This is a genomic window from Candidatus Thiopontia autotrophica (assembly GCF_982804495.1).
The window spans coordinates 13,427-27,749 of the sequence record NZ_CEYDPX010000006.1 but is presented as its reverse complement, the minus strand read 5'-3'; the positions used below and the strand labels follow the sequence as shown (position 1 = coordinate 27,749).

General features: G+C 47.4%; 14 protein-coding genes. 11 read left to right on the top strand and 3 right to left on the bottom strand.

Annotation, left to right across the window (positions count from 1 at the left end; genetic code table 11):
• Positions 1-41: 41 nt before the first annotated feature.
• Positions 42-1,160, bottom strand: coding sequence for a DNA-processing protein DprA (gene dprA, locus AC3ZFK_RS03310; protein WP_487506395.1), 1,119 nt, complete (start codon positions 1,158-1,160; stop codon positions 42-44).
• Between the two features lie 92 nt (positions 1,161-1,252).
• Here dprA and def point away from each other — a divergent pair, with 92 nt between their 5' ends.
• Genes def through AC3ZFK_RS03270 form a run of 8 tightly spaced genes read left to right on the top strand, consistent with a single transcriptional unit; the run spans position 1,253 to position 11,094 of the window.
• Positions 1,253-1,756, top strand: a complete 504-nt coding sequence (gene def / locus AC3ZFK_RS03305; protein WP_487506394.1) for a peptide deformylase — start codon at positions 1,253-1,255, stop codon at positions 1,754-1,756.
• On the top strand, positions 1,756-2,703 hold the full coding sequence (gene fmt, locus AC3ZFK_RS03300; protein WP_487506393.1) for a methionyl-tRNA formyltransferase: 948 nt from the start codon (positions 1,756-1,758) through the stop codon (positions 2,701-2,703). Before def ends, fmt begins: the two co-directional genes overlap by 1 nt.
• Positions 2,700-4,019, top strand: a complete 1,320-nt coding sequence (rsmB, locus tag AC3ZFK_RS03295; protein ID WP_487506392.1) for a 16S rRNA (cytosine(967)-C(5))-methyltransferase RsmB — start codon at positions 2,700-2,702, stop codon at positions 4,017-4,019. Before fmt ends, rsmB begins: the two co-directional genes overlap by 4 nt.
• A 17-nt stretch (positions 4,020-4,036) precedes the next feature.
• Positions 4,037-4,609 (top strand): DUF4390 domain-containing protein, encoded by a 573-nt coding sequence (locus AC3ZFK_RS03290; protein WP_487506391.1) that lies wholly within the window; start codon positions 4,037-4,039, stop codon positions 4,607-4,609.
• Positions 4,609-6,879 (top strand): sensor histidine kinase, encoded by a 2,271-nt coding sequence (locus tag AC3ZFK_RS03285; protein ID WP_487506390.1) that lies wholly within the window; start codon positions 4,609-4,611, stop codon positions 6,877-6,879. The genes AC3ZFK_RS03290 and AC3ZFK_RS03285 overlap by 1 nt, the downstream gene beginning before the upstream one ends.
• Positions 6,876-8,249: a sigma-54-dependent transcriptional regulator gene (locus AC3ZFK_RS03280; RefSeq protein WP_487506389.1), complete on the top strand. Its 1,374-nt coding sequence runs from the start codon at positions 6,876-6,878 to the stop codon at positions 8,247-8,249. Before AC3ZFK_RS03285 ends, AC3ZFK_RS03280 begins: the two co-directional genes overlap by 4 nt.
• 10 nt (positions 8,250-8,259) lie before the next feature.
• A complete protein-coding gene (gene trkA / locus AC3ZFK_RS03275) occupies positions 8,260-9,627 on the top strand; it encodes a Trk system potassium transporter TrkA (protein ID WP_487506388.1) in 1,368 nt (455 codons plus the stop codon).
• 15 nt (positions 9,628-9,642) lie between these two features.
• Positions 9,643-11,094, top strand: coding sequence for a TrkH family potassium uptake protein (locus AC3ZFK_RS03270; protein ID WP_487506387.1), 1,452 nt, complete (start codon positions 9,643-9,645; stop codon positions 11,092-11,094).
• A gap of 36 nt (positions 11,095-11,130) precedes the next feature.
• On the opposite strand, the gene AC3ZFK_RS03265 is transcribed toward AC3ZFK_RS03270, so the two are convergent.
• The gene (locus tag AC3ZFK_RS03265; RefSeq protein WP_487506386.1) at positions 11,131-11,874 is read right to left on the bottom strand and encodes a PP-loop family protein; all 744 of its coding nucleotides are present in this window, start codon (positions 11,872-11,874) and stop codon (positions 11,131-11,133) included.
• A gap of 207 nt (positions 11,875-12,081) precedes the next feature.
• Between AC3ZFK_RS03265 and AC3ZFK_RS03260 the strand changes: the two genes are divergently transcribed.
• From AC3ZFK_RS03260 to dtd, 3 genes are read left to right on the top strand one after another with little or no spacing between them, the layout of a single operon-like run.
• On the top strand, positions 12,082-12,510 hold the full coding sequence (locus AC3ZFK_RS03260; protein ID WP_487506385.1) for a rhodanese-like domain-containing protein: 429 nt from the start codon (positions 12,082-12,084) through the stop codon (positions 12,508-12,510).
• Between the two features lie 21 nt (positions 12,511-12,531).
• Positions 12,532-13,083, top strand: a complete 552-nt coding sequence (locus AC3ZFK_RS03255; protein ID WP_487506384.1) for an LPXTG cell wall surface anchor family - like protein — start codon at positions 12,532-12,534, stop codon at positions 13,081-13,083.
• Positions 13,080-13,523, top strand: coding sequence for a D-aminoacyl-tRNA deacylase (gene dtd, locus AC3ZFK_RS03250; protein ID WP_487506383.1), 444 nt, complete (start codon positions 13,080-13,082; stop codon positions 13,521-13,523). The genes AC3ZFK_RS03255 and dtd overlap by 4 nt, the downstream gene beginning before the upstream one ends.
• Here the strand turns inward: dtd and AC3ZFK_RS03245 are convergent.
• Positions 13,512-14,213 carry a helix-turn-helix domain-containing protein gene (locus AC3ZFK_RS03245; RefSeq protein ID WP_487506382.1) on the bottom strand — a complete coding sequence of 234 codons (702 nt, stop codon included), beginning with the start codon at positions 14,211-14,213 and terminating at the stop codon, positions 13,512-13,514. The genes dtd and AC3ZFK_RS03245 overlap by 12 nt on opposite strands.
• Positions 14,214-14,323 lie beyond the last annotated feature (110 nt).

Here is a 14,323-nt window from a genome sequence, read left to right as displayed (position 1 = left end):
GCCATCATATACAAAATTTTCCTGAAAGGTATATGATTTTCCTACTTTTGTAGTCTCATCACTCGCCCACCCGGAGCTGTGGCAACCTCTCCCTTAATCTCAAGACGCATTATGATCGAGGAGACAACCTCTGTAGTCAATCCACAGAATTCGACAACTTGGTCAACCAGAACCGTCTCATAACTGATTGCATTTAATACCTGCTCTACTTCAGGGTCGCTCTCCTCTCTTGTTGAGCCCCCTTCTGAAGAGGAGTGCTCCACAAGTTGTTCTCTCAGCAGATTCAACATGCCTCCAAGCTCTTCAATAATATCTTCCGTCGTCTCCACCAACTTTGCACCCTGACGAATCAACAGGTGGCTGCCACGTGCCAGAGGGTTGTGAATTGATCCTGGAATGGCAAAAACCTCTCGTCCCTGCTCCATAGACATTCGTGCAGTAATCAGTGACCCACTCTTTCTGGCAGCCTGAACAACCAGTGTTCCAATAGAGAGTCCACTTATAATTCTATTTCTTCGTGGAAAATTCTCCGGACGCGGCTCCGTACCAATAGCAAATTCCGAAACAATGGCACCCTGCTGAACTATTTCATGTGCCAAATCACGATTTCTTGCTGGATAGACCCGGTCCAGCCCAGTGCCTGTAACCGCAACTGTCTTACCGCCATCCAACGCGCCCCTGTGCGCCTCTGCATCAATCCCCAATGCCATTCCACTGGTTATGGTTAACCCTGCTCGCGCCAACTTTCTTGCAAAATCTCGTGCTATCTCCTTGCCTACAACATCCGGATTACGACTACCAACCACTGCCAGCTGTGGAAGTAGCAGTGCATCCGGGTTGCCGCGCACAAACAATAGTGATGGTGGGTCAGAGATTTCCATCAATAATTGAGGATAATCCTCACTGCCCAAAAACAGGATATGTGCATCGTCTCCCTCAAGCCAACGCAGATCTTTTTCAATTAACTGAGCCCTCTTTGACTCCGTTTGTGCAAGGAAATCGAGAGCCTCTCTTTTGAAGATACCAGATTTGCTTAATAGCGCGCGGCCACTCTCCAATACAGATTCTGGTGACCCAAAGTAATCGAGAGCCTTACGAAAGGTAACAGGACCAACTGATGGGGCATGATGGAGGGTCAGCCATGCAGATACTTTATCCATGAGACACTCCAGTAACCTCTTCCATGATTGGGACTAACCTCTCTCTTTGCGATACCATTACACTCAATTTTTACCATTATGAACGAAAAATTATGGCGTTGTTAGAAATCCTGAAATATCCAGACCCGCGATTACGGAAAAAAAGCACTACCGTAAAATCTGTCACTGATGAGATCCGTCAGTGTGTGGATGATATGTTTGAGACTATGTATGCAGCCCCAGGCATCGGGCTTGCATCAGTTCAGGTCAACAATCCACACAGCATTGTGGTTATCGATATATCCGAAGAGAAAAACCAGCCGGTTTGTCTTATCAACCCTGTAATCACAAGATCCGAGGGGAAAGAGGCCAATGAGGAGGGGTGTCTCTCTGTACCTGGCATTTATGAGTCGGTTGTGCGTGCTGAAAAAGTGATCGTGCAGGCACTGGATCGTGAAGGTGATGAGCAGGAAATTGAGGCGGAAGGCGTTCTAGCTGTATGCATACAACATGAGTTGGAGCACCTGGAAGGAAAACTATTTGTAGATAAGCTATCCAGACTGAAACAGCAGCGTATTCGTAAAAAGATGGAAAAACAGCGCAAAGAGACCATGTGATGAGAATTATCTTTGCCGGCACCCCAGATTTTTCTGTCTCTGCTCTGAATGCACTTTTAGAATCCTCTCATGAGGTGGTTGCTGTATATACCCAGCCCGATCGTCCAGCTGGCCGAGGACGAAAACTGAGAGCCAGCCCGGTAAAAGAGCGGGCAGTAATTGCTGGACTCCCTGTTTTTCAGCCCGCAACACTGCGTGACAGTGATGAACAGGAAAAACTTGTGGCTCTGCAGGCAGATCTAATGGTTGTTGTTGCCTATGGTCTGATTCTGCCTCCGGAGGCTCTACAGGCGCCTCGTTTTGGTTGCCTCAACATCCATGCATCACTACTCCCGCGCTGGCGTGGCGCAGCCCCTATTCAGCGTGCAATTCTTGCTGGGGATAGTGAATCTGGAGTAACAATCATGCAGATGGATGAGGGACTGGATACGGGCGACATGCTGATGAAACTATCCACCCCGATCCAGCCAACTGACAACGCCCAACTTCTCCATGATCGCCTGGCCAAAATGGGGGCTGATGCCCTGATGAATACTATCCGGCAGATTGAACAGCAACTGCTGGCCCCAGAACCACAACATGAGGCCGATGCAACTTATGCCGAAAAGCTTAATAAAAATGAGGCGAACATAAATTGGCAGGATAGTGCAGAAGAAATTCTCCACAAGATCAACGCCTTCAATCCATGGCCTGTAGCGCAGACAACATGGGATGGCAAAGTTGTCAGGATCTGGCGTGGAGCAGTTATAGATCAGAACAAAAAGATGAGTAATACACCTGCAGGGACCACAACCAAAGTCTCTACAGATGGCATTAATGTGGCCACATCTGATGGCGTTCTATCTATTCTGGAGCTACAACTACCTGGAAAGCGCCCTATGTCTACTGCAGACTTTCTCAATGCACGGCCTCAGCTTAAAGAGTCCGGCATGCAATTTGTGTCATGAGCAGTTCATGGGGGCCGCGCGCAGCGGCGGCAAGGGCAGTTGCCGGTGTTGTTTTCCAGCATCGCTCCCTCTCTGCCACCTTACCTCAAGCCACTCAATCCCTTGAACCATCGGACCGTGCCCTGGCCCAAGAGATAAGTTATGGGGTGCTACGCAACTTTTTTCAGCTAGAGGCAATTGGGGGGAAACTATTGAAGCGTCCCTTCAAGAAGAAGGATGGGGACCTATATGCCCTCATCCTGGGAGGAATTTATCAACTCAATTTTATGCGAACTCCACCCCATGCCATCCTCTCTGAAACTGTAAATGCAACTCGTCATCTGAGAAAAGAGTGGGCTCGGGGCTTGGTAAATGCGGTACTGCGCCGTTTTCAACGAGAACATAACGAACTAATTAAGAATACTGAACAAAACCTTACCGCAAAAACCAACCACCCAGACTGGATAATCAAACATCTGCAGCATGCATGGCCTGATCAGTGGGAACAGATTCTCGTCAACAATAATCAACGCCCTCCAATGACGTTACGGGTCAATCTGCAAAAGGTATCACGTGAACAATATATGGAGCAGCTGGCAGAATCACGAATAGAGGCTGCAATAAGCGTTCACAGCCCGGCCACAATTACTCTAAACAAGGGGGTCTCTGTATCGATACTGCCTGGATTTGAGTCTGGTGATGTCTCGGTACAGGATGAGGCCCCACAACAGGCAGCGATACTGCTAGAACCCCAACCCAACGAGAGAATCCTTGATGCATGTGCGGCTCCAGGAGGAAAAACTGCACATATCCTAGAGACGGCACCAGAGATCGAGGAGATAGTTGCTCTGGATATTGAGGCAGACAGATTAAAGCGGATAGAGGAGAATATGGAGCGCCTCGGCATCACTGCAACAATTACCCAAGGGGATGCCTCCAACCAAGAGTGGTGGGATGGCAAACTGTTTGACCGTATTTTGGTAGATGCTCCATGCAGTGCTACCGGGGTTATTCGACGCAACCCTGACATTAAGTTGCTTCGCAGAAAAGAGGATATCCCTGCACTAGCCGCTACCCAATATGATATTCTTGAGTCCTGTTGGGGGATGTTGAAACAAGGGGGGACACTACTCTATGCTACCTGCTCAATCTTCCCGGAAGAGAATGAGGAGCAAGTTCAGAAATTTCTGGGCGCCCACCCAGAGGCTTCACCGCACAATATTGAGGCAGATTGGGGGCAATCTACAGGAGCTGGATGGCAGCTGCTTTCTGGTGATAATGGAGTGGATGGTTTCTATTATGCACGGCTTCTTAAACAAGAACTGCCCGACACCTGACCACTCCAACAACCATTATGCATAACAAACTCTCACCTTTCACACTGCTACTTGCCATAGCCTTGTTGTGGACAAGTCTCAGTGCCAACGGGGAGATTGTCATAACTCATCCGGAGATTCGTGAGACTGCCGACCATTACATGGTCAACGCAGAGTTCTCCTACATGCTTGGAGAGGAGATCATTGATGCACTGCAAAATGGAATTCCAATTACTTTTGTCGCAGAGTATGTGGTTGAAGAAATCACGCCTTTCTGGAGTAAAAACAATACTGTCACAAAAGGAGAGCATCGTTTTATTCTTAGCTATCATGGATTCTCCGGCCGCTATTACCTGATCAGCCTCAAGAACAACTCCCACGGCACTTATGGCACCATTGAAAAGGCCATTGAGAGAATGACCATGCGTCATGACGCACTGATTATCGATAAATCTCTGCTGTCGGATAAGGGTAAGTATCAGGTAAAAATACGCTCTTCAATCGACTCATCCAAACTCCCCGGAATGATTCGTCCATATGTCTATACCCCATACCTCTGGCCAGAATGGAAGCTGGATAGTGGATGGCATACCATTCTGATTGAAAGATAATGAGCCTGCAATCAATGTCTGGGCCACTCTCTGAAAAACAGCCGGATAAACTCTTGCCTTCTGACAGCCGGCAGAGAGGAAAATTTAGACGCGCAATATCAACTACTCTTGCCGTTACCGGAACGATTACCACAGGTATTGCCTTTGTGCTTCTGGCTGTCGCTATACATAATCCCGACACCCTTGGAGACCTGTTCCCCCATATTGTCGTTACCAGCACTATTGGACTGACAATACTCTTTTCCAACATATCACTTAATCTATACCGCCTGATTCGCAGACTCAGTGCTGGTGAATCAGGGGCAAAACTACACTTTCGTTTTGTCGGTATCTTTGTCTCTCTTGCTCTTATTCCCATCCTGATTATCTCTCTGTTCACAACCCAGATTCTCCGACAACAGGATAGCGGCGAGCATGAGATCATGAATGCGCTGGATGGATCTCGTGCACTTTACAAAACCGCCCTGAATGAGCGCAAAAAACGAATTATCGAAAATCTCTATCAGCTCGGCAGTACCATCTCCAACACGCCTCAATCCATGGTAGATATTCTGCTTGAAGATGCCATGGAAGATAGTAAGGCTATGGAGTTCGCTCTCTATGACTTTTCAGGAAATCAGCTAAGCATCAGTAGCCTGCTATCTGAACCAGGACTGGTTCCAACACCACTTGACCCACTTATTGTGAACCAGATAAAACAGGGGCTGGATTATCACAAGGTTCAGGGGCATGAAGATCTTGGGCAGATCCTCCATCTTGTGATCCCTGTTCATAACTATTATTCAGAGGGTGGAGAGAGCCGTATTCTCTCTACCTACTTTACTATCCCCAAGCAATTGGAGAGTGGTCAGGAGAAGATTAATGATGCCGTTATGCGCAACAAAAAACGGTTATACCTGGAGAGGCAACGAGGCACTGTTCACAATATTGCCTTTATAATGATTCTTCTGCTCTCTCTGCTAAGTGCACTTTGGTTTGCCTTCTATTCAACCCGCCGACTTACTGCCCCAATTAGTGAGCTGGCAAAAGGGACTCAGGATGTTGCCTCCGGAATATACAACAAGCCCATCTCTCACGTATCACATGATGATCTTGGTTTTCTGGTTCAATCATTCAATGACATGATGCTTAATCTTGAGCATACCCACAAAAGCTTGTACCGAAGCCAGCAGCTGATTGAGCATCAAAATGCGCGACTTGAAGGGATTCTCTCTCATCTCTCATCGGGTGTTCTGGTTCTGGATTCTCAACGTCGCCTGGAACGCATCAATAGTGCGGCCTGCCAAATTCTGGACAGCAAAATCATCAATACATCTGGCATTCCAATAGGAGTTATTGCTCAGCACTATCCGCTTGTCTCTCCTCTGGTAAACGCCCTGACAGATCATATCCAGGCCGGAGAAAAAGAGTGGAGTGTGTCGCTGGAGATAACCACATCAAGAGGAGTACGTAGCCTCTTCTGTCGCGGTAGCTGCCTGATTGAAAATGAACAGTTAAGAGGGTTTGTAATTGTTTTTGACGATGTAACTGACCTGGTCTCGGCACAAAAAAATGCCGCATGGAGTGAGGTTGCAAGACGGTTGGCTCATGAGATCAAGAATCCACTTACCCCCATCCAACTCTCTGCAGACCGACTACGACACAAATACCTCAAGCAGATGGGCGAAGAGGATGGCGCTGTACTAGATCGTGCCACCACCACCATTGTGCAACAGGTAAGCACATTAAAAAAAATGGTTCAGGCATTCTCCGACTATGCGCGTGTACCAAAATTACAAATCACAACAGTCTCCCCCTCTTCCTTGTTGAATGGTGTTGTGGATCTCTACTGTGCGCAGTATCCGGACCATATTACATTACAGATTGAGGGCGAGCTTCTGGATGTTGAAGGAGATGCTGATCGACTCCGCCAAATTCTTAATAATATGATTAAAAATGGGCTCGAATCTTCAGGTACGGAAAAAGCAGCTCATGTAACTGTCACTGCTAAAATGGCTGACCAGGGTACGACCAAAACCCTGCAGATAAAAATTTGCGATAATGGAAGAGGTATAGATGAGGCGATGAGATCACAGATCTTTGACCCTTATGCCACTACCAAACCAAAAGGGACAGGATTAGGATTGGCAATTGTGAAACGAATAGTTGAAGAGCATAACGGACAGATCAAACTTCTTGACTCGGACTTGGGAAGTTGCTTTGAATTGAGCCTGCCTATACATCATAAATCTGCAAACAGACATCTACAACCTGACGGGGAACAGGGATGAAGCCATATATCCTTGTTGTAGATGATGAACCGGAAATTCGCAATACTGTTCGTGAAATCCTGGAGGATGAAGGCTTTGAGGTTGAGACTGCAGAAGATGGTTCCACTGCACGCAGTGCCCGACGCAATCGTCGTCCTGATCTGATTCTGCTGGATATATGGATGCCGGATGTCGACGGCATAACTCTGCTAAAAGAGTGGGGATCTGATGATGATGCCGAGGATCTCCCGATTGTAATGATGTCTGGCCACGGCACTGTTGAGACCGCAGTAGAGGCAACCCGTCTGGGTGCTTACGACTTTCTGGAAAAACCACTCTCTCTTGCAAAGCTGCTACTGACTATTAACAATGCACTAAAGGCATCAAGACTAAAACAGGAGAATATCTCCCTACAGAGACAAACCTCAGCATCAGCTACCGAACCAACCGGCAAAAGCCTGACTATTCAACAGGTAAAAAACGATGCTGAACGTATTGCACAACATAATATGCCCATATTGATTAGTGGTGAATCGGGCTCTGGAAAAAAACTGTTTGCCCGTTATGTGCACGAACATGGGCCTCAAAAAAATGGTCCATTTATTGTTGTACCAATGGGGTCAATTGCTGCAGAAAATACGGATATAGAGCTCTTTGGTAGTGAGGCCGGTGAACAGATCAATTATGGACGCCTGGAACAGGCTAACCATGGCACGCTTTTTCTGGAAGACATCGATGAGATGGCCCCAAATACACAGGCTCGTTTGATGGGTGCTCTGGAGGCAGGCAGTTTTCTTCGTGTCGGTGGCAGTGAACCTATTAAGCCAAATCTGCGAATTATCGCCTCCACCCAAAAAACCCTGGCTGATGAGGTTTCAGCTCGCAGCTTCCGTGAGGATCTATATTTCAACCTTAACGGTGTTCCTCTGAAGATCCCACCGCTACGAGAACGTCCTGAGGACATTATGGATCTACTGAACTACTATGTAGATTATTTTAGTCAACGACACGGGCTCACATATCGCAATTTTTCAATGGCGGCACTCAACCTGCTCAGGCAGTATCGCTGGCCCGGAAATGTTCTGGAACTCAAGAATCTGGTACAACGGTTATTAATTATGGGTAGTGAGGGTGAGATTGGACAGGAAGAGGTTGCTCCCATGCTGTCATTGCAACTCCAGGCCACAAAGAAAGATGTGTCATCACCTCGTACAGAGTTTGCCCTTCCTCTCAAGGCTGCTCGTGAACGTTTTGAATATGACTACCTGCTTCATCACCTGCTGGAAACCAATGGGAATGTCTCACAGACTGCGGAGCGTGCCGGAGTAGAGCGCACAAATCTCTATAGAAAAATGAAAATACTGGGGATCGACCCCAAAAAACTACCATGAATAAGACTCTATGAATATTATCATCCTGGGAGCTGGGCAAGTTGGAACATCTGTAGCAGAAAATCTTGCTCTGGAGTCCAATGATGTCACGATGGTGGACACCGATATTGAACAGCTACATGCGCTACAGGACAGGCTTGATATTCGTACAGTTGCCGGGCATGCGTCCTACCCCAAGATACTTGCTCAAGCTGGAGCTGAAAATGCCGAGATGATTCTTGCTGTAACCGACAGTGACGAGGTAAATATTGTTGCCTGTCAGGTTGCAGCAACTCTCTTTAACACCCCTAATAAAATTGCGAGGGTTCGTGCCCCCGAGTACCTTGAACGTAGCGAGTTGTTTCAGCATGAATCTGCCACGGTAGATATGCTTATCAGCCCTGAACAGGTGGTTACCGACTACATCAGAAAACTGATAGAGTTGCCTGGATCTCTCCAGGTTCTTGATTTCGCTGACGGCAAGGTCCAACTGGTTACAGTAAGAGCCTATTATGGCGGCCCTCTGGTTGGCCATGAACTGCAAACTGTCCGTGAACATATGCCAGACGTTGATATGCGTTTTGTTGCAATCTTCCGCAAGGGACGCCCCATTCTCCCCAAGAAAGATACAGTTATAGAGGTTGATGATGAGGTGCATTTTGTTGTGGCACAGGAGAACACGCTACAGGTAATGGGTGAGTTGCGTCGCCTGGACCGCCCGTATCAAAGAATAATGATCGCCGGTGGTGGAAATGTTGGAACCGGCCTGGCATGCGCTATTGAGAGCGAGCTCGATGTAAAGGTGATAGAGCAGAACCCGGAAAAAGCTCAACGCCTATCCGAGGACCTTTCTGACACTATTGTTTTGCTGGGTGATGCAGCAGATAGAGACCTGTTGCTTGAGGAGGGCATTGAGGATGTCGATGTCTTTATTGCTGTTACCAGTGATGATGAGGCCAATATACTCTCCTCCATGCTGGCAAAACGGTTGGGAGCTCACAAGGTTATGACCTTAATTAATCGCCCCGCATACGCCAACCTGGTAGAGAGTGAGATCATCGATATTGCAATCTCTCCACAGCAGGCAACCATAAGCTCTCTATTGGCGCGTGTTCGGCAAGGAGATGTAGTTGTGGCCCATTCACTACGTCGTGGTGCTGCAGAGGCCATTGAGGCTATTGCCCATGATGACTCCAAAGTTGTCAATCGTGCCATTGAGAATATTAAACTACCACGTGGAGCCTCTATTGGTGCAATTGTCAGAGGGGATGAGGTGCTGATTGCGCATCATGATGTGGTTATTCGATCAGGAGACCATGTCATTCTTTTTCTGATTGATAAAAACAGAATTCATGAGGTCGAGAAACTATTCAAGCCCTCAAAACTATCAATTTTTTAGCGTACTGAACTAGTAATGCAACCTCAGGTTATCCAGAGAATTCTTGGGCTATTGCTGATGATATTCAGCCTAAGCATGATCCCTCCAATGGTGGTCTCAATGCTATACCAGGATGGTGCATTTTTTCCATTTCTTCTTGCGCTAACGATTACTGTAGTTAGTGGTTTTATGATTTGGAACCCTGTCCGCGGCATCAAAAAAGAGTTGCGTATACGCGATGGTTTTCTGGTCGTTGTACTGTTCTGGGCTGTGCTTGGTCTCTCTGGAGCACTCCCCTTTGCCCTGGGAACAACACCACACATGAGCATCATGGATGCGTTGTTTGAATCACTTTCCGGATTAACCACAACTGGCGCAACGGTTATCACCAATATTGACTCTCTGCCCCCTTCAATTCTCTACTATAGACAACAGCTCCAATGGTTTGGTGGCATGGGAATCATTGTACTGGCTGTAGCCATTCTGCCAATGCTGGGGATTGGTGGGATGCAGCTGTATCGTGCAGAGACTCCGGGGCCCATCAAAGATAACAAACTTACCCCCCGTATTACTCAAACAGCCAAAGCACTCTGGTTTATCTATCTGGGTCTGACTATTGCCTGCGGTACTGCCTATTGGCTTGCCGGGATGACCCCTTTTGATGCGATTGCCCACAGCTTTTCGACAGTAGCCATTGGAGGATTTTCAACTCATGATGCAAGTATTGGGTGGTTTGATAGCAGACTCATTGAGAGCATTGCACTGCTCTTTATGCTGCTCTCAGGCATCAACTTCTCACTCCACTTTCTTGCCTTGAGTCGCTTTACTATTAAACCATATCTGCAGGATTCGGAGTTCCGCACCTACATCACAATACTTGCCTCAGTTGCAGCCATTACATCTCTCTTCCTGGTATCTTCCGGAATCTTTGAGGATAGCGGTGAGGCTATCTGGCACGGTATTTTTCAGGCCGTCTCAATTGGCACGACCACAGGATTTACCACAACACAATTTCATGTATGGCCAAGCTTTCTGCCGCTCCTGCTTATTTTTGCCAGTTTTATAGGTGGTTGTGCCGGTTCAACTGGAGGCGGCATGAAGGTGATTCGCTTCCTGATGCTTTTTCGACAAGGGATACGGGAGATTGCCCGTTTGATTCACCCTAATGCACAAATTCCTGTCAAGATTGGAAATAAATCCATTCCAGAGAGTGTAATCACCGCAGTATGGGGGTTCTTCTCTCTTTATGTGGCCAGCTTCAGCATTATGCTTATTCTATTAATGGCAACTGGACTGGATCAGGTTACCGCCTTTTCTGCCCTGGCCGCCTGCATGAATAATCTTGGGCCTGGACTTGGGGATGTAGGAGCCCACTACGGGGAGATCAGTGACAGTGCAAAAGGGATTCTCAGTTTTTCCATGCTAATCGGGCGACTGGAGATTTTCAGTATCCTGGTTCTCTTTTCTCCCGCATTCTGGAAAAAGTAACCCTCTATTCCACCTTGCGTCCATGTACTGGCTACCCTAAGCGTGATCTTTCGCCATTAATGGACGCATTGTTGAGAGCAGGGTTTTCATAAGGCCTGGATTGCTCTCCTCTTCATCTGCCAGCAACCTCTTCATATGTGCCCTCTGGGTTGGTTTTGTATAACAGGCCGGACAATTCTCATTCACGATTGGTAGTCTGGCCTCGTCTGCAAAGTCCTGCAGCTGTCTCTCCCGCGCATATACCAGCGGCCGAATCACTCGCAGATCATCCGCTGCAACCGTATAGTGTGCCTTCATTGTATTTAGTCGCCCTTCATGAAAAGCTGACATCAGAAAACTTTCAGCCAAATCATCCAGGTGCTGCGCCAGAGCCAGTACATTGTAGCCCTCCTTTCTCATCGTGGTATACATCACCCCACGCTTCATTCTGGCACACCAGGAACAGAATGAGTCCCCCTTCATATGGCCCTCAGCCTGCTCCATGATTGGCTGTGATACCAATAACCACTCAACCCCCATGGACTCAAGATATGGGCCCAATACTGCCGGATCAAAACTCTCCATCTCCGGATCCACTGTCATTGCCGCTATATCAAAATTGATAGGTGCATGGCGCTGCATATGAAGCAAAATATGGAGAAGAGAGAGCGAGTCCTTTCCTCCGGAAAGTCCCAGCATAATCCGGTCACCATCCCTGATCATCTTGTAATCTGCAATCGCCCTCCCAACCTGCCTTAAAAGTGTTTTGGGTGGTTTCGGAGCATCAATATTTCTTCCCATTTTTTACTCTATGACCATTCTTAAATATCGTGTACTCTACACTAGATTACTAGATGACTCAGGTTAAGGAACCTCTGAAAAAGCTTAATGGAATGGGGGTTTGGGGGAAGGGCTCTATAGTCCCCATAGGATAACCTGTAAAGGAGATCTGGTTAGGTCACTAAGCGACTTGATCAGACCTTCCTTGAATAACCGGCGACTGGCGATATGGCTACCAATGAAATCAATTCGATCTCTCCCAATGCTGCCTGGCAGATGGTACAGGATGATCCGCGCACTTTATTGATTGATGTACGCTCAAGCATGGAATTCCTCTTTGTAGGACACCCTGTTGGAGCAGTCCATATTCCGTGGATTGATGAGCCTGACTGGACTATCAATCAGAACTTTTCTGTTGATCTCAGAAAACTGTTATTGGGTGGCATACATGGAAACAGCGATCCGTCAGGGGTACCCATTATCCTGATATGTCGTAGTGGCAAACGCTCTCTTGAGGCCGGCAAGAAGCTTATTGAGGATGGATTTAACCAGGTCTTCAATATTGACGAGGGTTTTGAGGGAGAGCTTGATGAGGATCATCAACGAAGCAGCGTGGGTGGCTGGAGATTTCGCGGTCTTCCATGGGAACAGTGCTGACAGCAAGACCGGGGGAGATAAATGAGTGAACCAGACCACAATCACACAGCTCCAGACAGTGCCAGCCTAAAGACAATACCCTCTAAAATGCTCTCTATAGGCGCTATAGCCGGTGGTGGCATGGCGCTATTCATGTTCAGCATGGGGCTGAATATGCACCAGATGACTGGCGCAGTAATTCAGATGAGCCTGGACGTCACCAGTATGGCAGAAGATATGCGGGATATGCGTACCAGGATGTCCACCATGGCTCGAAGTATGGAAGAGGGACAGGCCGCCATGTCTGAGGATTTCAAACAGGTGCGCATTGGCATGCAGTCCATGTCGGGAAACATGGATAATATGAGCAAGGACATGCATCAACTTAATCGCAATATTGGCAGCATGTCAGGGCGCATCAATGGAATGTCAGAAAATATTGAGGAGATGTCTGGTGCAATCATTGGAATGAGCTCGGACATCAATCAGATGAATGGCTCCATGTCTACAATGAACCAGAATATGGGGCGTATGGCCTATGATATTAACCAATTTAGCGAACCAGAAAAACTGATGATGCCCTTCATGAGATGATAGCGTTGCTTCAACGGGTATCCAGTGCGTCCGTTTCTGTAGAGGGTAAATGTATTGGAGGGATTGGTGGCGGCCTTCTTGTTCTGGTTGGGGTGGAACAGAATGATAGTGAGATAGAGCTAAACTATCTCCTGAGAAAAATTCTTGGCTACCGTATCTTTTCTGATAGTGAGGGCAAGATGAACCTCTCCCTTCAACAAACCGGTGGTGGACTACTGCTGGTGCCGCAATTTACTCTGGCTGCCGACACAAAAAATGGTATGAGGCCAGGATTCTCGGCCGCAGCCCCCCCAGACATGGGGAAACACCTGTTTCAACAACTTGTCACCTCAGCAAGAGAACAACACCCCACAGTAGCACAGGGCGAATTTGGTGCTGACATGCAGGTTTCACTAGTAAATGATGGCCCTGTAACCTTTATGCTACATTCAGGAAAATAGCTGTAGAGCATCTCGATCTTCGAGCACCAGATTTCTGCCGCTAACCTGGATAAGACCAGCATTCTTGAGCTTTTGGAACGATCTGCTAACAGTCTCTACCGCCAACCCGAGATGACTGGCAATCTCATCTCGCGACATTGGCAGACGGAACTCTATTGCTGAAAAACCATGGAATTCCAGCCGCCTGGATACCATGTAGAGAAAAATTGCTACCCTCTGTTCTGCACGATGTGCCGCCATCAGACCTGTCCACTGCTCATTTTTTACCTGATGACTCATTGCAACCAGCAGCCCCTGGCGAATCATCTTGTGAGCTGCATCATCTGGAGAGAAAGATATCTCCGGGAAATAACATAACTGGCTATCCTGCAGTGCAACCACTGTTCTCCCATACTGTCCTGTACTAACCCCTTCCGAACCAATAATCTCCCCCGCAAAATAGAAACCTGTAATTCGCTCCTCACCACCAGGCAGAGTGACCATGCTCTTGAATGCACCCGAATGAACTGCATAGAGGTAGTCAAAATTATCACCTGACCGACAAATAACGTCCCCTTTCTCCACATTCTGTTGGGGAGTAACCTCGCCCAGCACAACTGCATCATTTGTATCAGCTACACCATATTGCTGACAGACATCATTCAGCTCACATTGTGGACAAAGCACTGCCGGTGTTTTTTTTACGACCATCTCGACTATTTTCCAAAAGATAATGAATACATTGATACTACAGGGTTTATTCAGCAATTTTGTTGATCTTGATCAATTTCCGCTATATTACGACTATTACCAACATGGTT

Excerpts from the sequence above, each read along its gene's own strand:
- dprA (WP_487506395.1), bottom strand. The coding sequence starts at position 1,160 with ATGGATAAAGTATCTGCATGGCTGACCCTCCATCATGCCCCATCAGTT.
- def (WP_487506394.1), top strand. The coding sequence starts at position 1,253 with ATGGCGTTGTTAGAAATCCTGAAATATCCAGACCCGCGATTACGGAAA.
- fmt (WP_487506393.1), top strand. The coding sequence starts at position 1,756 with ATGAGAATTATCTTTGCCGGCACCCCAGATTTTTCTGTCTCTGCTCTG.
- rsmB (WP_487506392.1), top strand. The coding sequence starts at position 2,700 with ATGAGCAGTTCATGGGGGCCGCGCGCAGCGGCGGCAAGGGCAGTTGCC.
- AC3ZFK_RS03290 (WP_487506391.1), top strand. The coding sequence starts at position 4,037 with ATGCATAACAAACTCTCACCTTTCACACTGCTACTTGCCATAGCCTTG.
- AC3ZFK_RS03285 (WP_487506390.1), top strand. The coding sequence starts at position 4,609 with ATGAGCCTGCAATCAATGTCTGGGCCACTCTCTGAAAAACAGCCGGAT.
- AC3ZFK_RS03280 (WP_487506389.1), top strand. The coding sequence starts at position 6,876 with ATGAAGCCATATATCCTTGTTGTAGATGATGAACCGGAAATTCGCAAT.
- trkA (WP_487506388.1), top strand. The coding sequence starts at position 8,260 with ATGAATATTATCATCCTGGGAGCTGGGCAAGTTGGAACATCTGTAGCA.
- AC3ZFK_RS03270 (WP_487506387.1), top strand. The coding sequence starts at position 9,643 with ATGCAACCTCAGGTTATCCAGAGAATTCTTGGGCTATTGCTGATGATA.
- AC3ZFK_RS03265 (WP_487506386.1), bottom strand. The coding sequence starts at position 11,874 with ATGGGAAGAAATATTGATGCTCCGAAACCACCCAAAACACTTTTAAGG.
- AC3ZFK_RS03260 (WP_487506385.1), top strand. The coding sequence starts at position 12,082 with ATGGCTACCAATGAAATCAATTCGATCTCTCCCAATGCTGCCTGGCAG.
- AC3ZFK_RS03255 (WP_487506384.1), top strand. The coding sequence starts at position 12,532 with ATGAGTGAACCAGACCACAATCACACAGCTCCAGACAGTGCCAGCCTA.
- dtd (WP_487506383.1), top strand. The coding sequence starts at position 13,080 with ATGATAGCGTTGCTTCAACGGGTATCCAGTGCGTCCGTTTCTGTAGAG.
- AC3ZFK_RS03245 (WP_487506382.1), bottom strand. The coding sequence starts at position 14,213 with ATGGTCGTAAAAAAAACACCGGCAGTGCTTTGTCCACAATGTGAGCTG.